Source organism: Bacillus sp. TSO22, assembly GCF_020223595.1.
GTDB classification, from domain to species: Bacteria; Bacillota; Bacilli; order Bacillales; family Bacillaceae; genus Bacillus; species Bacillus inaquosorum.
The window spans coordinates 318,500-337,237 of sequence record NZ_JAHAWO010000001.1 but is presented as its reverse complement, the minus strand read 5'-3'; the positions used below and the strand labels follow the sequence as shown (position 1 = coordinate 337,237).

Below are 18,738 nucleotides of genomic sequence, written 5' to 3'. Positions count from 1 at the left end.
CAAAATTATATAATCAGCATCGCGTCTCCGAAGCTGAAGAAACGGTATTCCTCTTCCACCGCATGGTTATAAGCGCGGAGAACGTTTTCTCTTCCCGCAAGCGCGCTGACCAGCATAATCAATGACGATTTCGGCAAATGGAAGTTTGTAATCATTCCGTCAATGGCTTTAAATTCATAGCCCGGATAAATAAAAATAGATGTCCAGCCGCTTGATGCTTTAAATTGCCCGTCATGTTCTCCGGCAATCGTTTCAAGCGTGCGTGTCGATGTCGTGCCGACAGAAATAATCCGGCCGCCATTTTCCCTTACTTTGTTTAAGGCTGCCGCCGTTTCTTCTGACATTTGATAAAACTCTGCATGCATATTATGCTCTTCAACGTCATCGGCACTCACAGGGCGAAACGTTCCAAGGCCTACGTGCAGAGTGATGAACTCAATTTGCACACCTTTATCTTTCAATTGCTGCAAGATTTCTTCCGTGAAGTGAAGTCCCGCAGTAGGCGCGGCCGCAGAGCCAATTTCTTTAGAATATACGGTCTGGTAGCGCTCTCTGTCATCGAGCTGTTCTTTAATATATGGCGGGAGCGGCATCTCTCCAAGGGATTCCAGCACTTCGTAGAAAATACCGTCATACTGGAATTCCATTTTTCTGCCGCCATGCTCAAGCTCTTCCGTGCAGACAGCCTTCAATCTTCCGTCTCCAAATGTCACAACGGTTCCTTTTTTTACCCGTTTCGCTGGTTTGGCAAGTGTTTCCCACTTGTCACCAGCTTCCTGTTTCAGCAAAAGCAGTTCCACTTTCGCGCCGGTATCCTCTTTTGTCCCGAATAACCGCGCAGGCAGCACACGGGTATTGTTCAGTACAAGACAATCTCCTTCTTTAAAGAAACTGATAATGTGTTTAAACGAGCTGTCAGTCAGCTCTCCTGTATGTTTATCAAGCACCATCAGCCTTGAAGCATCACGCTGCTCCAACGGCACTTGTGCAATTAAACGTTCGGGTAGTTCAAAATCAAATAAATCGACTTTCATGATGATTTCACCTTTATTCTAGTCTTTTGTTATTTCATTCTGCCGAAAAGATTAAGCAAAATTGATAATACCACACTTATGATGATACAAGTGACAACCGGGAAGAAAAATGTGACATTTCCTTTTTTCACAAAAATATCTCCCGGCATCTTGCCGACAAAATGCAAAACTGCTCCAATGATAAGCAAAACAGCACCAAGAATCATAATGATCTTAGGGAATTCAGTCATATCGGGGAGCCTCCATTTGGAAATGATGATAAACGGCCGGTGTCACGATCCTTCCACGCGGCGTTCTTTGGATAAATCCGATTTGCAGGAGGTACGGTTCGTACACGTCTTCAATCGTATGCGGTTCTTCGCCGATTGTGGCTGAAATGGTATCAAGACCCACCGGGCCGCCGTTAAATTTTTCGATCATGCCCATCAGCAGCTTGTGATCAATATGATCCAAACCGAGACGGTCAACCTGAAGCCGCTCAAGCGCATCCTGCGAAATCTCTTCCGTAATCCGGCTGTCACCCAGCACCTGGGCGAAATCGCGGACCCTTCTCAAGAGACGATTCGCTACGCGGGGCGTACCTCTCGATCTTCTTGCAATTTCAAGAGCGGACGGTTTATCAATCTCAACCTCGAATACATCTGCAGTTCTTGTGACAATATCCGCCAGCTCTTCTTGCGTATAGTATTCAAGGCGCGACATTACGCCGAATCGATCTCTTAACGGCGCAGTCAAAAGCCCTACCCTCGTCGTGGCGCCTACCAGCGTAAAAGGCGGCAGGTCAAGCCGGACCGAGCGGGCAGAGGGACCTTTGCCGATCACAATATCCAGACAAAAGTCCTCCATCGCAGGATAAAGCACTTCTTCAATCGATCTGTGCAGCCTATGTATTTCATCAATAAATAATACATCTCCCGGCTCCAGCGCCGTTAATATGGCAGCCAAGTCACCAGGTCTTTCAATCGCAGGCCCTGATGTCGTCCGCAATTCCACTCCCATTTCATTGGCAACGATGGAAGCAAGCGTGGTTTTCCCGAGTCCGGGCGGCCCGTACAGAAGAACATGATCCAGCGTCTCCTGCCTCATTTTTGCCGCGTCTATAAACACGCGCAAATTTTCTTTCACCTTATGCTGCCCGATATACTGCGCCAGATTTTGCGGCCTCAGGCTTTGCTCTATCACTGATTCATGGTTGTCTGCTTCACTTGAGACGAGCCGTTCATCCATGAACATCACCTTACTTCAATAGTTTTTGTAATGCTTTTTTCACGTATTGGTCTGTTGTCAGCCCAATATCTTCTTTTAAGTGAGGAAGCACCTTTTTGATTTCTTTTTCAGCATATCCGAGAACCCTGAGGGCCTCAAGCGCTTCTTCGAGAGCCGTTTCTGCTGTTTGCTTTTCAAGCCTTTCTTCATGATTAAACAGATTTTCAATCATTTCAGGCACAACATCAGCAAGCTTTCCTTTTAAATCAAGAATAATCTGGCGCGCGGTTTTCTTTCCTACACCAGGAAACTTGACCAAAAAGGCTTCATCCTCATTTTCAATTGCTTGGATAACCGCTCCCGGATCACCTGAGCCTAAAATGGCGAGTGCGCCTTTTGGACCGATACCGGTCACGTTTAAGAGCTTTGTAAAGAGCGCCTTCTCCTCTCTTGTTGAAAAACCGTAGAGCGAAAAAGCATCCTCTCTGATATGATGGTACGTAAAAATCGTTTCTTGACTTCTCTCCTTATATATAAACGGATTCGGCGTGAAAATCTGATAGCCAATGCCGCCGTTCTCTATCACAATATATTGGGGAGATACATAATCAATCGTCCCTTTAACAAATTCGATCACGCAAATTCACCTCTTTGACTGTTCTTCATTGTACCATAAAAACAGCCAAAGTCTTATAGAAAAGTTAACATATGTTCGCTTCTCTCTCATTCTTCCACGAAAAAAAAGACATGAATACATGTCTTCAATCAGCGGACGTCACCCGCTGTATGTCTTCATATGTTCTATGACGTCCTCAAACTCCGCTTTTGTCCGAAATGGAATGCCTTTCAGCAGATTTTTTTGCATATGGCTTTCCAGCCTTTCTAAATCAATTTGGAAAAAAGACTGAATCGGTTCGGAAGCTGACTCAGGCCGACCATGAAAAGTGGAAATCACTCCATTATCCGATACACCGATATACCCGTTCACCTTGCTGAGCGGAGAAATATCGTCCATTTGCTTCCGGAAGAGCACATAACCCTTTTTTTGTTCGACCAGTGTCCAGCCGGCATAAGCTGCCCAAAAATCATCCATAGAAAGCACTTTTTCACGCTTATGCTCAATGCTGACATCTCCGTCCAAATACACTTTTTCAAGCTGCACATGCACCTGCAGCGGTTCATAGTGCTCCACTTCCGCCCCAAGTGCGCGGGGAGGAGCACCTATTAGAAATGCTGCGGCTGAGCAAAGAATGCCCAGCAACAGATACGCCGTGCTGAATCGTTTCACCCTCTACACCTCTTTGCACACGTTTATGATTAGTTTGACCAAAGAGGCTACTGCTTAACCGTTTTCTCGAAATTTGTTTGCACGTTTTCCCTGACCAGCCGTTCTTCCGTATACACATCAGCGCTTTGCTCAGAAATCGTCAAAAATTGTGTCAGAAAAGCACTGAAAAAATACAACGCCGCAAAGATCCAAATGACGCCGCCAGCTCCGAGCGGTCCAATGAAAAGACTCACAATACCCGGTGCAATAAACGCACATAATCCGGACCCCAAGTTTAACACAGACATGGCAGCGCCTTTATTATCAGGAGCAAGCGTCGGCAAAAGCGCACTTAATGGCACATAGCCTGCCAATGCCGCACCGTAGCAGCAGGCGATAATCATCAGCACCCAATACTGATGCCCGATTAACTGAGGCGTGTAATAAAGCGCCAGCGTAAAAATGCCGCACCCCACACCTCCAAACCACATCACGGTATTGCGCCAGCCAAGTTTATCTCCGACTGCACCGAAAATAATATTAAACACAATATTAACAAAAAACAGCGTTCCCCATATTTGCAGCCATTCTGAAACAGAATATCCGTAACGCGCTAAATAAGTCGGGAGAAAGATGGCAAATCCAAATTGTCCTATGGCATTAATTGTCTTGACCACTCCGCCGATGCCGACTTTAGGGTTTTCAAACATAATTGTAAATGCCTTCGACAACTCTTTCCATTTCGGCTGATCTTGTTTTTGCACAGGTGTAAATTTATCTTTGTTAAAAAATAGGGCGAGAAATCCGCCTGCCGCTACAAACAGTAAAGCGCTCCAAAGCGTATTGATTTCCCCAAATGCCGGAACCGCATAGCTTGAATAGAATGGACCGAGCACGTTAAGGCCGCACGTAAACATAAACCAAAACCAGCCGACGGCTTTTCCAAGAATCTTTTGAGAGGTGCTGTATGACACCCACACAAGAAAAGAGTATGCAAACAGCGGATATCCCAAGCCTCTAAGAGCATAGCTACCTAAGAGAGCCGGATAATACATATGAGGAATCGCCCAGCCGATAAAAGCGGCCGAACCGAGGATAAATGCAAGCAAGCCGACAGTCATCGTTTTTCTTGGTCCCCAAGTTTGGACAAACGTGCCTGAAAGCCAAGCCGAGATGGTAACAGCAATGCCGTACATGGTAAATAACGATGCGGATTGCTGCATACTGAGACCATGATCAACGAGAAAAGGAGACAGCCAGCCTTGTTCGAGGCCGTCTCCAACCATAAAGATGACAACGCCAATGTAACCCCAAACCATGTGAGAAGGAATTCCGATTTTGTTCAAAACATTTCCTTTAGCATGTGCTGTATTCATTTTCTCCACCGCCTACTTAAAGTATCAATGGAGTATATACCCAAGCTTGCTGAAATGTAATCCTGCTTGATCAAAAAACGATTTTTTCAGTGTGCTCAATACTGACAGGCATGCCAATAGCAAGCGATTGCTGAGCCGCTCTGGCGATCCGTTCCGCCTGAAAACCGTCGTTGCCGGTGCAGGCAGTCTCCCGGTTTGTATCAATCGCTTCCGCAAACCGTAGAATCTCCTCCTCATACGAATCCTTATAGCGTTCCAGGAAAAAGAAATGCGGTTTATCCTTCATCACAAAATCAGCTGTTGACACTTCGACCGTCGTCGGCCTGCTGTTGTCCGCTGCTGCCGAGCCTTTCGTCCCGAAGACCTCAATCCGCTGGTCATATCCGTAGACAGCTTGGCGGCTGTTGTCAATTACAGCCATGGCACCGTTTTCAAAAGTCAATGTAATGACAGCCGTATCAATATCTCCCAGCTCTGCAAAAGAAGGATTCACCAAAGCCGCTCCTTTTGCATACACTTCCGTCACTTCGCTTCCCATAATATATCTGGCCATATCAAAATCATGGATCGACATATCCATAAACAAGCCGCCCGAGGTACGGACATAATCTATATTCGGGGGTTCTGGGTCCCGAGAAGTAATTTTTAATAAATGGGGCGTACCGATTTCACCATTTTCAACAATCGTTTTGATTTTCTTAAAATGAGGATCAAAACGGCGGTTAAATCCGACTTGAAGTGCAACCCCGTGTTTTCGGACGGCTGCGAGCGCTTCTTTTGTTTCATCTAGAGAAAAACTGACGGGCTTCTCACAAAAAATATGCTTTTTCGCCTCGGCCGCTTCTCTGATCATCTGCGCATGTGCAGCTGTCGGTGAGCAAATGAAAACAGCGTCAATATCAGGGTCATGTAATAAATCACGAAAGTCAGAGGTTATGTATTCAATCTGATGACTGTCAGCCCAGCTTTTTATACGGCTTGCCTGAATATCAGAGACCGCTTTTATTTTCATGTGAGGAATCCGGCGTATATTTTGAACATGAAGTTTGCCGATGCGCCCCGCACCGATAATCCCTGTCACAATCTGTTTTGTCATAGCTTGTTCCTCCTTGAACATTTACGAAAGCGCTTTATTTAAAATTAATACTATCCCATTTGTAAGCGCTTTTCAAGAATGGAAATGATCGCTTTATGTCTCTTTTATCACAATCAAGGCTTATAGGTAGCCTTCTTCTTCAAGACCAGATACACTAGAAATAGGCTCTTTTTCCCGAACAGTTTATGATTTTCCTATAAACAACTGCATAAAATAGAGCAAAGAAGGTGAATGAAATGCTGACAAAAGCAGAGGCACTGGCCCATTCAGTCATATACCGCAAGAACAGCAGATTTGATAAAGTCAAAGAAAAGTCCGAGGAATTGACCCTCATCGGCAAAGGAAGAAGCGCCTATGTGTTCGCCTTAACAGAAGGTGATCGAAAAATGGCGCTGAAAGTATTTTTTCCGGAATATCAAGCGACAGCCGTCAAAGAAGCCGCGATCTATGAAAAATTAGCCGGGTCCGCATTCTACCCTGACATTTACGAAACTGGTGATTCATTTATTCTCATGGAATATATTAAAGGTGAAACCTTTTATAACTGTCTAAAGAAAGGCATTGCGATCAGTGATGACATGATTCAGCAGGTTGAAGAAGCACTCTCTGACGCACGGGGAGCCGGTCTGAACCCGTCAGACATTCATTTGCGGAATCTGATTCTGACAGAAACCGGAGCGGTGCGGGTGATTGATGTTGCGAGATTTGAACAGACAAAAACGTGCACTCAGTGGGACGATTTAAAATCAGCATATCATGCACTCTATAAAAAACCGATATTCCCCAAAAAGATTCCGGGTTTTTGGCTTGAGATTATTGCATTTTTATATAAGAAAGATTGGTTCCAAAAGCGTTTCGCACAACGGAAAAGAAAGTATTCTTAATTCGAAAAGGCAGCCGCTCAAGCGGCTGCCTTTGTCCATTTATATTTACTTTCTGACAGCAGAAATCAGTTTCATTTGTTCAGGTGACAGCTTAATTCGATAGCCTCTCACAGTTAAGTAAACCGCTTCTGAGCCCTTCTCGCCGGAATGACAATATGTTTTCTCCATCTCTGTCTCCCCCACCCTTTATTTGTTTTATTTCATCATACCATCAGTTTATTGAGGGAATTTTAAGGAAATGTAAAGATAGCATAAACCCGGTATATGGTAAAATGAGAAAAAAAGGGAGAGAGTCACATCAATATACGCAGCAAAATCCAATTATCATATTTGCACTTCTGATATTCTTCGGCGGCGCCGTCTATTGGATGTTATTTTCACTGAAAAACGTTCCAAAAGGCAGTCTCGTCCAATCGATTGAATCGCCGGACGGCAGCTATATGTTACACACGTATGTATCCCGAAATACCTTAAGCTTAGATGCAGACAGAGGCGAACTTGTGAATAAAAAACAATTTACTGGAATTATCCTGACAGCAGCCCATGTGATGAACGAAACAAATGAAAAACGATTCCAACAATTCCTGATTGCTTTTCCTTTTATATACGGATTGACAGAGCTTGTCTATTTGTTGTTGAAGGACCTTTTTACAATTGCCATCAGTTTGCCTCTGTAAGAAAAACGCGGCGTAATCGATATGCCGCGTTTTCTTTTTCCCCTTCTCTTCTCATTGATAATTACCGGTCATATAATGTGACAAATCGATTGTAGAAATAGTTCGATTAGACCAAAATCCTTTTTATACATGTATTCGAAATGAAGTGAGGGGGAAGCTTGATGGGAGATTTTGTTGCTAGTTTGAATGCGGTTTTATGGAGTACGCCCGTCATTTATATTTTATTGGGAATTGGATTAGTCTTTTCTATTATGACCCGTTTTTTACAAGTCAGGCATTTGAAAGAAATGATAGTTCTGATGTTCCAGGGAAAGAGCTCTGAAGCCGGCGTTTCTTCTTTTCAAGCATTATCGATTGCGCTGTCCGGCCGAGTGGGAACAGGAAACATTGCGGGTGTGGCGACAGCGATTGCATTCGGCGGACCCGGCGCAGTGTTCTGGATGTGGGCGATTGCCTTTATCGGTGCTGCGAGCGCCTTTGTTGAATCAACTCTTGCTCAAATTTACAAAGTGAAACAAGGCGACCAATATCGAGGGGGCCCCGCTTATTATATAGAAAAAGGCTTAGGCATTAAATGGTTTGCCGTCCTATTTGCCGCTGCTGCCCTTATTGCAATGGCCCTTCTGATGCCGGGCGTACAGTCCAACTCCATTGCAGCTGGCGTCCAAAATGCATTCGGCATCTCTCCTGCCATCACAGGCTGTATTCTCGTTTTATTATTAGGGTTTATTATTTTTGGCGGCGTCAAACGAATTGCCAATGCCGCGCAAATGATTGTTCCGTTTATGGCTATTGGATATATTCTGCTGTCATTGATTATTATTGCCATGAATATATCTGAACTGCCTGCTGTCATCTCATTGATTTTCAAAAGCGCTTTTGCATTAGATTCCGCTTTTGGCGGCCTGATCGGCATGGCGATTTCTTGGGGTGTTAAACGGGGCATTTACTCAAACGAAGCCGGCCAGGGAACAGGCCCGCATCCGGCCGCCGCTGCAGAAGTTTCCCATCCGGTCAAGCAGGGATTGGTTCAGGCATTTTCCGTTTATATTGACACCCTATTTGTATGTTCCGCTACAGCATTCATGATCTTATTTACCGGTATGTATAATACTCAAGCTGCAGATGGTTCCTTTATTGTTCAACAACTTAAAGGCGTAGAGGCGGGGCCTGGCTTCACTCAAGCGGCCATTGACAGCGTGCTTCCCGGATTCGGTGCAGGCTTTGTCGCCATCGCTTTATTCTTCTTCGCATTTACAACAATAATAGCGTATTACTACATCGCAGAAACAAATATCGCTTATTTAGCCCGAGGCAGAGAAAGCAAATGGGCAATGCTCGGCTTAAAACTGATTATTTTAGCCGCGACGTTCTATGGAACTGTGAAAACCGCTTCACTGGCTTGGGCATTAGGCGATGCAGGGCTTGGCATTATGGTATGGCTGAACGTCATAGCCATCGTGCTGCTTGCCAAACCCGCGCTTCTCGCCTTAAAGGATTACGAGCACCAAAAGAAGCAAGGCTTAGACCCAGTCTTTGATCCGAAGGCGTTGGGCATCAAAAACGCTGATTTCTGGGAGAAGGAATACACACAGGAAAATGAGCGTGTCTCTTGAATATACAAAAACCGGCCCGATATAACATCGTGCCGGTTTTTTATAAGCGGTAATTGGTATAGACTTCTTGAACATCATCGTCATCTTCAAGGATGTCAATCAGTTTTTCCAGCTTCTCAACAGCCTGATCATCGGCATCTGCATAGGTTTTCGGAAGCATGGTCACCTCTGCCGAAGAAATGGGATATTTCGATTCTAGAGCTGTTTTTACCTCATCAAAACGCTCGGGCTCTGTTAATACCTCATATTGCTCTTCTTCTGTCTGCAGCTCTTCTCCCCCTGCTTCCAGCACATCAAGCATAAGCTCATCTTCTTCTATTTGCCGTTCTGTACGGTCGATTGCAATGAATCCCTTCCGTTCAAATAAAAAGGCTACACATCCGCTTTCTCCCAGACTTCCGCCATTTTTATTAAATGCTGTACGCACATTTGACGCCGTTCGGTTTTTGTTATCCGTTACACATTCTACCATAACGGCGATCCCTGATGGACCATAGCCTCCATAGGTGATTTCCTCATAGCTGCTTCCGTCTTGGTTCCCTGCGGCTTTTTTAATGGCACGGTCTATATTTTCATTCGGCATATTGGCGCCTTTTGCTTTTTCAATAACAAGACGCAATGCTGAATTTGCCTCTGGATCAGCTCCGCCTTCTTTCGCTGCCACATAGATTTCTTTCGCGAGTTTCATAAAGATTTTCCCGCGCTTTGCATCCTGTGCATTTTTTCTTTTTTGTATGTTTTTCCACTTGGAATGGCCTGCCATGTTTTCACCTTCTTTTGACATTTTCTATGTACACTTTAATAGGTATTGTTCGCTGATGCAAAGAAAAAGGCTGCCGAATATCATTTCCGGCAGCCTTTCCGTCCTAGCGGGAGTTCATTTTATGAAGTCTCGTGAACAGCCTTTTGTCTGTGGACACTTGGACGTCACGGCCATTCGCATAGTTGCGTGCCGCTTTTGCAACATTTTCCCTGTCGGACTTTGTGAACTCTCTGTGGCTTCTGACTGCAACGACCACTCGGTCATCCGTTACCTTAACTTGTGTGTCATTGACGTTTTTCACTTGTTTCACACGGTTGGCAATTTTTGCAGCCAGTCTTCTGTTTTCTTGGTTGTCATATCCGTTGTTCGTCACGTTCCGATTCATGTTTCTGTTATTCGTGTTGTTATATGTTCCGTCAGTTGCCAAAGGAACGCGATCGTCAGCAGTAACACGGTCACGGTTATTTACATTAGTAGTGTTTCGGTTACCGCCGTTCTGGTCCTCCATTAATTCAGTAACAGGACCGTCATTGTCGACGATTCCTTCCCCCTGCCTGTCAGCGTCATTTTCATTTGTATAATATCCGATTGGACGGGTATTGCCGTTATTGCGCGTATCATTCATAGCATTATCGTTTGCTCCGCATGCTGTTAAGCCGGCTGTCATTAGAATCAAGCTAGCGATCGTCATTTTTTTACCCAATGGAAAAGCCCCCCGTGGACGAATTTGAGCATGTTTGCTCGTTTTTATCATGTGCGTCCGAGGGGCATGTTAAGCTTGTAAGTTCTGTCCATTTAGCAGTGAAACAAAAAAAGGAACGATTTACATCGTTCCGAACAATCACTCATCTTCTTCTTCCGGCCGGCCAAACATTTGGTTTACTGAAGGCTGATTCGTCATCGGCATTGAAACTCCGGCCGCATATGGATTTTGATTAGGATTAGGATTTGGGTTAGCTGCGCCGTAAGGCAAATTAGGACTTCCATAAGCTCCAAGTCCCGAATATCCAGGTGCGGAGAAATATGGCTGATGACCATCATCACAGCCGCAGTCGTCATGATCTTTGTACGGCATGTATCCTGGAGCAGCAGCCGGCTGGTATGCTCCCATTACTTGAGGTGTGCCATAATGAGGGCCATACGGCATATGTCCATACGGAGATCCAAAAGCCGGTGATGCGTATTGAGGCGCTCCGAATGAACCGTAATGTCCGTGATGACTGTTTTCATGATGCTGGTTTTCATATTCACCCGGATCATACTGAGGCGATACAAAACTTGGCTGGTATCCATGAGGCTGATACATTGGATAAGGTTGTGCCGGATAGAACGGGTAGCATAATCCTGAACCCGGAAGAATTGGTGAAACAGGAACCGGACACGGCACGAAATGAGCCGGATAATGAAAATAAGGCTGAACAGCCGGCATATTCGGAACTGTGTGATGAATGTTTTCTTCTTCCATACCGCCTACCTCTGGCGCCTTTGGCATATTAGGCATATTCGGATAATTTGCATTTTCCATATTACTCATAGCCTCCTGTTGTGGAAATTGATCTTGCATGTGATACATATGATCATTATTTCCGTCATGATGTTTTGGCTCCTCCGGTTTAGGAGGCGACCAAGGCTGGAAAAGCTGTTTCATATCATAATAATCGTTCACATCAGCTTCAGGATACACATCTTCCTGCAAATTAGGCATCGGCGGGACATACGGCACAGACTTCTTTTCTTTCGGCTTTGTGTCTTCCACGTCGACAACAGATTTAGGCTTCTCTTTCGCATATGGGTGTTCTGGATGTTCTTGCTTCACACTCCCGGCCGCCGGGCCCGTTTTTGGCTCTTTTCTGACCAGGACACCCTCGGACGGCACTTTTATTTTCATTCCAGGCATGATTGAGTCTGGACTGCTGAGCTGTGTATTGAGTTTCTTCACTTCCTCAACATCAACTCCGTACTTTTCAGCTATTTTCCAGAGCGAATCGCCTTTTTGAACGATATGGATTTTCAACGTTTTCCCCTCCTATGCAAAACGTGAACAGTTCAGCTGTGATTACAATATGTTTCTTCACAACATATGCCTGAACAAAAGAAGTTATGAGTAAAGGAGGGGAAATATTTCTGATTTACGTGATCGCAAGCATTCGATTCAAGGCAAGGAGGGCATTTTGCTGAATGGCTTTTGGCACCTTGATCACGCCTGAAGGTTCTCCTTTTTCTATTTGTTCCAAAGACCACAGCAAATGCGGCAAATCAATTCGATTCATTGTCAGACACGGGCACATGTCAGGATTGAGTGATTCGATTTGTTTATCAGGATGCTCTTGAATGATCCGCTGGACAAGATTCATTTCTGTTCCGATTGCCCACTTGCTTCCCGCTGGAGCCTTGTTGATTGTATCGATAATATATTTCGTTGATCCGCTGTCGTCACTTAACGTCACAACTTCATGTGAGCATTCCGGATGTACAATGATCTGAATGTCAGGGTCACGCTCTCTCACATCATGGATATTTTTCGCGGTGAATTTTTCGTGAACAGAGCAATGCCCTTTCCACAAAATCACTTTTACATTCTTATGATCAGACTCAGTCACTAATTCATCTATCATCGGGTCCCACACAGCCATATCCTCAAGCGAGATGCCCAGATCATAAGCCGTATTTCTCCCTAAATGCTGATCAGGCAAAAATAAAATTCTTTTTTTCTGCGTAAACGCCCATTCAAGCACTTTTTTCGCATTCGAAGAAGTTACAGTCGCTCCGCCATGCTTACCGACGAAAGCCTTGATCTCCGCAGTGGAGTTCACATAAGTTAATGGTATGATCGTATCTCCGAATGTATGCTGAAGCTTCTCCCACGCCCTATTGGTCTGCTGCATGTCAGCCATGTCTGCCATAGAACATCCTGCTCTCATATCAGGCAGGATGACCGTTTGTTGATCACCGGTCAGCATATCAGCGGTCTCTGCCATAAAATGCACGCCGCAAAATACGATATAATCCGCTTCTTTGTTTTTTTCCGCAATTTGGGCCAGCTGCAGGGAATCGCCTGTTTGATCAGCAAATTGTATCACTTCGTCTTTTTGATAATGATGGCCCGGTATAAAGAGCCTGCTGCCGAACTTTTTCTTAATGGCGGCAACACGCGTTTCCATATCCTTTCTCGACATTCCTTTATAACCTTCAGGCATCATATCATTCGATTGTTTTATTACATCAAGAATTGACATAACGGCATTCCTCCGCAGATTCATTTGATAATGTAACATCCATGCTGATATCTAAACTTTTGACGGAATGAGTCAGAAATCCTAATGAAATATAATTCACGCCCGTCCCTTTAAAAGCAGGCAAAGATTCTAACGTAATCCCGCCCGAAGCTTCAGTTTTTATATGGTTCGGTGTGAGATTTGCAAAATGTCGGACCGTATCAGGCGGGCAGTTGTCAAACATAATAACATCTGCTCCTGCTTCAATTGCTTCCCGCAGCTGTTCCTCCGTTTCAATTTCCACCTCGATATTCACCATATGCCCTGCGGCCTGACGAGCTTTTTGGCATGCCTTTAAAATAGAGCCGCATGCTGCAATATGATTATCTTTAATCATGATGCCGTCATACAAACCGAATCGATGATTATATCCGCCCCCGGCTCTGACAGCGTATTTTTCCAGCATTCTCAGCCCCGGTGTTGTTTTTCTCGTGTCACAAATTTTAATCTGTTCATCATCCAGCCGCCGAACAGCCTCCCTTGTCATCGTCGCAATTCCTGACATCCTCTGAATGAGATTTAATACGACCCTCTCTCCTGAAAGAAGCGCAGCCGCCGGACCGCATAACACGGCAATCACCTCACCTTTTCGTAAAATGTCCCCATCTGTTTTATGCAAAATGATTTGAACATGTTCGTCTAATAAAGCAAAGCCTTCTTTTATCACTGCAGCTCCGGCAAAGATGCCGTCTGATTTTGCAACAATCTCCGCTTCACAGCTCTGTTCTCCAAAGATTGACTGCGATGTAATATCCCCCATCCCTATGTCCTCAAGAAAAAAGTGATTCAGCAATTTTTTCAGCTGTAAATGATTCATTTTTCCAAATCCCCTCGTTTTTTCTAATCTTCGTTCCCTTTTTTGTATGAACAATTTGTCTTCCTTGCCAGCGTACATCAGCTTGAGGAAAATCGGTGCGGAAGTGAGCCCCTCTGCTTTCCTCCCTCAAAAGCGCAGAAAATGTCATCAGCTTTGCAGTTTGCCATAAATGAGAAAGTTCCAGCTGCGGAATTGTGATATCCTTCACATTCACTTCCTGAAAAGGAAGCGTATGAAGCCAGATGCTCAGCTCAATCAGACTGCCTTGTTCCCGCAAGATAGACATGTGGCTTGTCATTCTGCTTTGCAGTTCATACACCTCTGTGTGCGGTACCTCATAGATTACACTGTTTTCTAGTGCTGATTGATATTGCATGTTATAAACCGGTTTTTGCATGATATGCTCTGCTGCTCTTTTTCCAAACACCAGCGCTTCCAATAAGGAATTGCTTGCAAGCCGATTGGCTCCGTGTAAACCGGTGCATGCCGTCTCGCCTATTGCATAAAGCCCCGGCACTGTCGTTTCCCCCCAGCGATTAACTGAAACACCCCCCATTAAGAAGTGCATTCCCGGGGCAACAGGTATTTTTCCGCTTTGGATCTTCACCCCTGCTTTTTCACAAATAGCGGTGATGGTAGGGAAACGTGCTTCGAAATCAGAAATCGCACTGCAGTCGATATAAACACGGTTTCCTTTTGCCATTTCTTCATGAATAACCCGGGAGACGATGTCCCTTGGAGCCAAGTCACCTAAAGAGTGCCGTCCAGCCATAACCCGGCGGCCGTTTTCGTCAACTAAACATCCGCCTTCCCCTCTAACAGCTTCTGAAACAAGCCCATAGGAAACACCATTTTTCACAAGCAATGTCGGGTGAAACTGGGTAAACTCTAAATCAGTTATTTCCGCTCCGGCCCGGTAAGCTAAAGAAAGGCCGTCACCTGTGACAGATGGATCGTTCGTATGGTGAAGAAACAGGCTTCCGCAGCCGCCGGCCGCCAGCACAACTGCATCCGCATGTCTTACCTTGATCCGCCCTTGGCTGTCTTTTGTGATGACACCGATACAGTGCCCATTCTCCATCAGCAAATCTGCTGCTGTTTCATGCTCAATTAGCTCGATATTGCTGTCGATCTGTTTCAGCAAATAATCAACTAGCAGTCTGCCTGTTGCGTCTCCGCCTGCATGAAAAATGCGGTTGTATGAGTGGGCTCCTTCTCTGCCAAGACAAACATCGCCTTGTTCATTGCGGTCGAATGGAAATTCACTCTCCAATAAGCTTTGAATCATGATTTTCCCATCATGTAAAACGTCTGCTGCAATAGCTAGATCGTTATGTCCGCACCCGGCGTATAACGTATCCTCCAGATGTGCTTCAATCGAGTCACCTTTTTCATAAGCCGCAGCAATCCCGCCTTGTGCAAAGACTGAATTGCTGTTTTTGGTGCTTTTCTTTGTGATGACAGTCACTTCGTATGAGGGCGGGAAAGCGGACGCTAAGGAAAGTGCCGCCGCCCCTGAACCGATGACTGCAATCGTCTTTTTAGACATATGCCACCCTCCTGTTGTTTACACCTGTCTTGACACCTATATTTACACAAGGATAAAATAAACTCAAGAGTTTTTTGGAGAACGGATGGAGGAACGACCCCATGATTTATTTAGATTATGCAGCGACAACCCCTATTTGCGAGGAAGCCCTTAACGTATATCAGAAGCTCAGTATGGATATGTACGGTAATGCCAGCAGCCTGCATGATGCAGGAGGAAAAGCTAAGCACATACTGGAGTACTGCCGTGAGAAAATCGCTGACATCATTGGCGGAGAAGCAAGCGGCATCTATTTTACAAGCGGCGGCACTGAATCCAATTTTCTGGCTATTCAATCACTGTTAAACGGCCTGCCAAAAACAAAAAGACATTTCATTACGACTGCCATGGAGCATCAGTCCATTCATAACTGTGCTGCTTTTCTGGAACAGCATGGATTTGATGTAACAATCATTGAACCGGATGAATACGGGCTTATTACCGAGGAAATATTAGCAGCTCATATCCGCCAGGAAACAGGCCTGGTATCTATTCAGCATGCCAATTCTGAAACCGGGATCATTCAGCCCATTCAACGTCTGTCTTCATACCTGCATAATAGGGACATTCTTCTTCATTGCGACGCTGTTCAAACATTTGGGAAAATCCCTATCAGTACAGAAGAACTGGGGGTGGATGCACTCTCAGTGTCCAGTCATAAAGTCCACGGTCCTAAAGGAGTGGGCGCGGTCTATATTCGTTCAGATGTCCCTTGGAAGCCCGTTTACCCTCTTACCTCTCACGAACACGGATTCAGAGCCGGTACCGTGAATGTTCCCGGGATCGGAGCCTTTACTGCCGCTGCTGAGCTGATTGTAAGCGAAATGGATAAACAAATATCCCGCAATGAGACATTAAGAACATACCTTTTAGACCAAATCAGCATTCGGTCTCTCCCTGTAACTCTTGCGGCAGACACTTCAAAAACGAAATGTCTTCCGCATATTGTCGGGTGTTTTTTTCACGCATTTGAAGGACAATATGTTATGTTAGAATGTAATCGGAGCAATATTTGCATATCAACGGGCAGCGCTTGTTCTGCCGGTTATCACGGTCCGTCTGCAGCGATGAAAGCATTAAGAAAAACAGACCAAGAAGCCCTGCAATTTATCCGCATCTCTTTTGGAAGGCATACAACGGAGGAACAGCTGGATAAGTTATTACATACGTTTACAGCGCTTTGGGAACAAAAGAAAGGAGAACTTGATATTGACCGAAGAATTAAAGCTCATGGGCGCCAACAGGCGTGACCAGCTTCTTCTGTGGCTGAAGGAATCCACATCACCGCTGACAGGGGGAGAACTCGCAAAAAAAGCGAACGTTTCAAGACAGGTAATTGTTCAGGATATATCGCTCTTGAAAGCGAAAAATGAACCGATTATCGCCACAAGCCAAGGATATGTATACATGGATGCAGCCGCTCAGCAGCACCAGCAGGCCGAAAGAATCATAGCTTGTCTGCACGGTCCTGAACGGACAGAAGAGGAACTGCAGCTTATCGTGGACGAAGGTGTTACAGTAAAAGACGTAAAAATTGAACATCCCGTATACGGAGATTTAACTGCAGCTATCCAAGTAGGCACCCGGAAGGAAGTTAGCAATTTCATCAAAAAAATCAATTCTACGAATGCCGCCTATTTATCACAGCTGACGGACGGCGTGCATCTTCATACACTGACAGCACCGGATGAACACCGCATCGACCAAGCTTGCCAAGCACTCGAGGAAGCCGGTATTTTAATTAAAGACTAAAAAAAGCCCTTTATTGGGCTTTTTTTATAATTGGTAGGACTGATATGCACCAAGAAGCTTCACTTTGCAGCCGAGCGCTTCGAGCTCCTGCATGGCACCTGGAATCAATACCTCATCAAACGCTTTCTCAATATCAATAATAAAGAAATAATGGCCCAATCCGGTTTTAGTCGGACGTGATTCAATCTTTGACAAGTTTAAGTTTCTCCAAGAAAAAGCAGACAGCACTCTGTGCAGCGCCCCGGATTGATCATCCGGAAGCATCACCATCAGGGTCGTTTTGGGCCTTGAGCTCAATTTTGAATTCACTTCAAATGATATGTTTTCATCAGGAGACAGGATCACAAATCTCGTATGATTGTCCCTATAATCCTGTATATCTCGTTTCACGATTTTTAATTCGTATGTAGAAGCTGCCATTTCATTGGCAATGACCCCGATATTCAGCTCAGGATGGTCACTGACAAATTCTGCTGCCGCCCCAGTTGAGTTGGCGTATTCATATGGAACGGAAGGAAAATGACGATGGAGAAATTTATGACATTGCGCAATCGCATGTGAGTGTGAATAAATTTTGTCGAGCTCTTTCCATGCACTCTCTCTGGAAGGATGGACAAGCAAGTGCTGATGAATCGGCAATGTCATTTCACCCACGATTGGCAAGGGCTGCTCATGTATTAAATAGTCTATCGTTAAATTTACTGATCCTTCTAATGCATTCTCTAAAGGAACAAAAGCGAAATCAACTTCGCCTGCAACTGCCGCATCTATACACTCCGGTATGGTGCGGTAAGCAACATGTTCGGCGCCGTTTTGAAAACAAGAACTGACTGCTAGATGTGTGAATGTAGCTGCTGGACCTAAATAACCGACTTTCATGACGATCTTCTCTCCCTTATGCACCTGAACCTAATATTTCAACCTTTTCTACAAAATCAAACTTCCTGAGCTTATTCATTAACGTATGAATGTCCTCTTCCATTGCAGACGTACTGATAGACAGTGTCACATTTGCTCTGCCCTGAAGCGGGATGGTCTGGTGAATGGAAAGAACGTTGCTTCCAGAATCAGCTACCGCCTGCAGGAGCTGAGATAGTGCACCTGATCTATCCTCCAAATGAAAGAAAAGTGTGATAATTTGTTCTTTAACCATAGTGTAGAACGGAAAAACAGCATCTCTGTATTTATAAAACGCACTTCTGCTTAAATCCACCTTTTGAACGGCATCTGCCACTGAATCTGCTTTTTTTCGGTCGAGCAGCTTTTTGACTTCCAATGTTTTTCTCATCGCATCGGGCAATACATCTTCACGGACAAGATAAAATGTCTCCTCTTTCATTTGCATCCCCCCTTTAAAATAGAGAGCCTGACATCCAGGCTCTCCTCT

General features: G+C 44.9%; 21 protein-coding genes and 1 pseudogene. 6 read left to right on the top strand and 16 right to left on the bottom strand.

Features of this window, described 5'->3' with window-relative positions; all coding sequences use genetic code 11:
• Positions 1–5: 5 nt before the first annotated feature.
• The 7 genes from queA to iolG all read right to left on the bottom strand — a co-directional run bounded on the left by queA (position 6) and on the right by iolG (position 5,979).
• Positions 6–1,034 carry a tRNA preQ1(34) S-adenosylmethionine ribosyltransferase-isomerase QueA gene (gene queA / locus KHQ79_RS01760; protein ID WP_019259050.1) on the bottom strand — a complete coding sequence of 343 codons (1,029 nt, stop codon included), beginning with the start codon at positions 1,032–1,034 and terminating at the stop codon, positions 6–8.
• Between the two features lie 29 nt (positions 1,035–1,063).
• Entirely contained in the window at positions 1,064–1,264 is a 201-nt protein-coding gene (locus tag KHQ79_RS01755; RefSeq protein ID WP_003222669.1) for a DUF2905 domain-containing protein, read from the bottom strand.
• Positions 1,257–2,261 (bottom strand): Holliday junction branch migration DNA helicase RuvB, encoded by a 1,005-nt coding sequence (gene ruvB / locus KHQ79_RS01750; RefSeq protein WP_019259052.1) that lies wholly within the window; start codon positions 2,259–2,261, stop codon positions 1,257–1,259. Before ruvB ends, KHQ79_RS01755 begins: the two co-directional genes overlap by 8 nt.
• Positions 2,262–2,271: 10 nt before the next feature.
• Positions 2,272–2,877 carry a Holliday junction branch migration protein RuvA gene (ruvA, locus tag KHQ79_RS01745; protein ID WP_064814390.1) on the bottom strand — a complete coding sequence of 202 codons (606 nt, stop codon included), beginning with the start codon at positions 2,875–2,877 and terminating at the stop codon, positions 2,272–2,274.
• A gap of 138 nt (positions 2,878–3,015) precedes the next feature.
• Positions 3,016–3,528, bottom strand: coding sequence for a sporulation cell-cell signaling protein BofC (gene bofC, locus KHQ79_RS01740; protein ID WP_003237539.1), 513 nt, complete (start codon positions 3,526–3,528; stop codon positions 3,016–3,018).
• Positions 3,529–3,575: 47 nt separating this feature from the next.
• Positions 3,576–4,883 (bottom strand): MFS transporter, encoded by a 1,308-nt coding sequence (locus KHQ79_RS01735; protein WP_119914096.1) that lies wholly within the window; start codon positions 4,881–4,883, stop codon positions 3,576–3,578.
• Positions 4,884–4,953: 70 nt separating this feature from the next.
• A complete protein-coding gene (gene iolG / locus KHQ79_RS01730) occupies positions 4,954–5,979 on the bottom strand; it encodes an inositol 2-dehydrogenase (protein WP_225514097.1) in 1,026 nt (341 codons plus the stop codon).
• A gap of 236 nt (positions 5,980–6,215) precedes the next feature.
• Between iolG and KHQ79_RS01725 the strand changes: the two genes are divergently transcribed.
• Positions 6,216–6,863, top strand: coding sequence for a phosphotransferase (locus KHQ79_RS01725; RefSeq protein ID WP_060399147.1), 648 nt, complete (start codon positions 6,216–6,218; stop codon positions 6,861–6,863).
• A gap of 45 nt (positions 6,864–6,908) precedes the next feature.
• On the opposite strand, the gene KHQ79_RS01720 is transcribed toward KHQ79_RS01725, so the two are convergent.
• A complete protein-coding gene (locus tag KHQ79_RS01720; RefSeq protein ID WP_003237547.1) occupies positions 6,909–7,031 on the bottom strand; it encodes a hypothetical protein in 123 nt (40 codons plus the stop codon).
• A gap of 200 nt (positions 7,032–7,231) precedes the next feature.
• Here KHQ79_RS01720 and KHQ79_RS22150 point away from each other — a divergent pair.
• The 3 genes and pseudogenes from KHQ79_RS22150 to KHQ79_RS01710 all read left to right on the top strand — a co-directional run.
• Positions 7,232–7,407, top strand: a pseudogene (locus KHQ79_RS22150) (DUF5412 family protein); the annotation flags it as partial.
• Positions 7,408–7,411: 4 nt separating this feature from the next.
• Positions 7,412–7,540, top strand: coding sequence for a hypothetical protein (locus KHQ79_RS22350; RefSeq protein WP_375294383.1), 129 nt, complete (start codon positions 7,412–7,414; stop codon positions 7,538–7,540).
• A 161-nt stretch (positions 7,541–7,701) separates the two neighbouring features.
• Positions 7,702–9,156, top strand: coding sequence for an alanine/glycine:cation symporter family protein (locus KHQ79_RS01710; RefSeq protein WP_225514096.1), 1,455 nt, complete (start codon positions 7,702–7,704; stop codon positions 9,154–9,156).
• A 40-nt stretch (positions 9,157–9,196) separates the two neighbouring features.
• Here the strand turns inward: KHQ79_RS01710 and KHQ79_RS01705 are convergent, their stop codons facing one another.
• The 6 genes from KHQ79_RS01705 to nadB all read right to left on the bottom strand — a co-directional run bounded on the left by KHQ79_RS01705 (position 9,197) and on the right by nadB (position 15,560).
• The gene (locus KHQ79_RS01705; RefSeq protein WP_225514095.1) at positions 9,197–9,919 is read right to left on the bottom strand and encodes a YebC/PmpR family DNA-binding transcriptional regulator; all 723 of its coding nucleotides are present in this window, start codon (positions 9,917–9,919) and stop codon (positions 9,197–9,199) included.
• A 103-nt stretch (positions 9,920–10,022) separates the two neighbouring features.
• Positions 10,023–10,622 (bottom strand): YhcN/YlaJ family sporulation lipoprotein, encoded by a 600-nt coding sequence (locus KHQ79_RS01700; protein WP_003237553.1) that lies wholly within the window; start codon positions 10,620–10,622, stop codon positions 10,023–10,025.
• Between the two features lie 138 nt (positions 10,623–10,760).
• The gene (safA, locus tag KHQ79_RS01695; protein WP_119914098.1) at positions 10,761–11,933 is read right to left on the bottom strand and encodes a spore coat assembly protein SafA; all 1,173 of its coding nucleotides are present in this window, start codon (positions 11,931–11,933) and stop codon (positions 10,761–10,763) included.
• A gap of 115 nt (positions 11,934–12,048) precedes the next feature.
• A complete protein-coding gene (nadA, locus tag KHQ79_RS01690) occupies positions 12,049–13,155 on the bottom strand; it encodes a quinolinate synthase NadA (RefSeq protein WP_225514094.1) in 1,107 nt (368 codons plus the stop codon).
• Positions 13,142–14,011 (bottom strand): carboxylating nicotinate-nucleotide diphosphorylase, encoded by an 870-nt coding sequence (gene nadC, locus KHQ79_RS01685; RefSeq protein ID WP_225514093.1) that lies wholly within the window; start codon positions 14,009–14,011, stop codon positions 13,142–13,144. The genes nadA and nadC overlap by 14 nt, the downstream gene beginning before the upstream one ends.
• Complete coding sequence (gene nadB, locus KHQ79_RS01680) at positions 13,965–15,560, bottom strand: L-aspartate oxidase (RefSeq protein ID WP_225514092.1); 1,596 nt, start codon at positions 15,558–15,560, stop codon at positions 13,965–13,967. The genes nadC and nadB overlap by 47 nt, the downstream gene beginning before the upstream one ends.
• A 101-nt stretch (positions 15,561–15,661) precedes the next feature.
• On the opposite strand from nadB, the gene KHQ79_RS01675 reads away from it, so the two are divergent.
• Together KHQ79_RS01675 and KHQ79_RS01670 are read left to right on the top strand one after the other, a co-directional pair.
• Positions 15,662–16,849: an IscS subfamily cysteine desulfurase gene (locus KHQ79_RS01675; RefSeq protein ID WP_225514091.1), complete on the top strand. Its 1,188-nt coding sequence runs from the start codon at positions 15,662–15,664 to the stop codon at positions 16,847–16,849.
• Positions 16,809–17,351 carry a transcription repressor NadR gene (locus KHQ79_RS01670; RefSeq protein WP_032731919.1) on the top strand — a complete coding sequence of 181 codons (543 nt, stop codon included), beginning with the start codon at positions 16,809–16,811 and terminating at the stop codon, positions 17,349–17,351. The genes KHQ79_RS01675 and KHQ79_RS01670 overlap by 41 nt, the downstream gene beginning before the upstream one ends.
• A 24-nt stretch (positions 17,352–17,375) precedes the next feature.
• On the opposite strand, the gene pheA is transcribed toward KHQ79_RS01670, so the two are convergent.
• Both pheA and thrR read right to left on the bottom strand, forming a co-directional pair.
• Positions 17,376–18,230, bottom strand: a complete 855-nt coding sequence (pheA, locus tag KHQ79_RS01665; RefSeq protein WP_003237560.1) for a prephenate dehydratase — start codon at positions 18,228–18,230, stop codon at positions 17,376–17,378.
• Between the two features lie 16 nt (positions 18,231–18,246).
• Complete coding sequence (gene thrR / locus KHQ79_RS01660) at positions 18,247–18,690, bottom strand: transcriptional regulator ThrR (RefSeq protein ID WP_003222630.1); 444 nt, start codon at positions 18,688–18,690, stop codon at positions 18,247–18,249.
• Positions 18,691–18,738: the final 48 nt, after the last annotated feature.

Coding starts and splice junctions, on each gene's coding strand:
- ruvB (WP_019259052.1), bottom strand. CDS start 2,261: ATGGATGAACGGCTCGTCTCAAGTGAAGCAGACAACCATGAATCAGTG.
- thrR (WP_003222630.1), bottom strand. CDS start 18,690: ATGAAAGAGGAGACATTTTATCTTGTCCGTGAAGATGTATTGCCCGAT.
- queA (WP_019259050.1), bottom strand. CDS start 1,034: ATGAAAGTCGATTTATTTGATTTTGAACTACCCGAACGTTTAATTGCA.
- nadB (WP_225514092.1), bottom strand. CDS start 15,560: ATGTCTAAAAAGACGATTGCAGTCATCGGTTCAGGGGCGGCGGCACTT.
- nadA (WP_225514094.1), bottom strand. CDS start 13,155: ATGTCAATTCTTGATGTAATAAAACAATCGAATGATATGATGCCTGAA.
- KHQ79_RS01675 (WP_225514091.1), top strand. CDS start 15,662: ATGATTTATTTAGATTATGCAGCGACAACCCCTATTTGCGAGGAAGCC.
- KHQ79_RS01705 (WP_225514095.1), bottom strand. CDS start 9,919: ATGGCAGGCCATTCCAAGTGGAAAAACATACAAAAAAGAAAAAATGCA.
- pheA (WP_003237560.1), bottom strand. CDS start 18,230: ATGAAAGTCGGTTATTTAGGTCCAGCAGCTACATTCACACATCTAGCA.
- KHQ79_RS01725 (WP_060399147.1), top strand. CDS start 6,216: ATGCTGACAAAAGCAGAGGCACTGGCCCATTCAGTCATATACCGCAAG.
- KHQ79_RS22350 (WP_375294383.1), top strand. CDS start 7,412: ATGAACGAAACAAATGAAAAACGATTCCAACAATTCCTGATTGCTTTT.
- nadC (WP_225514093.1), bottom strand. CDS start 14,011: ATGAATCATTTACAGCTGAAAAAATTGCTGAATCACTTTTTTCTTGAG.
- KHQ79_RS01710 (WP_225514096.1), top strand. CDS start 7,702: ATGGGAGATTTTGTTGCTAGTTTGAATGCGGTTTTATGGAGTACGCCC.
- KHQ79_RS01720 (WP_003237547.1), bottom strand. CDS start 7,031: ATGGAGAAAACATATTGTCATTCCGGCGAGAAGGGCTCAGAAGCGGTT.
- KHQ79_RS01735 (WP_119914096.1), bottom strand. CDS start 4,883: ATGAATACAGCACATGCTAAAGGAAATGTTTTGAACAAAATCGGAATT.
- KHQ79_RS01755 (WP_003222669.1), bottom strand. CDS start 1,264: ATGACTGAATTCCCTAAGATCATTATGATTCTTGGTGCTGTTTTGCTT.
- iolG (WP_225514097.1), bottom strand. CDS start 5,979: ATGACAAAACAGATTGTGACAGGGATTATCGGTGCGGGGCGCATCGGC.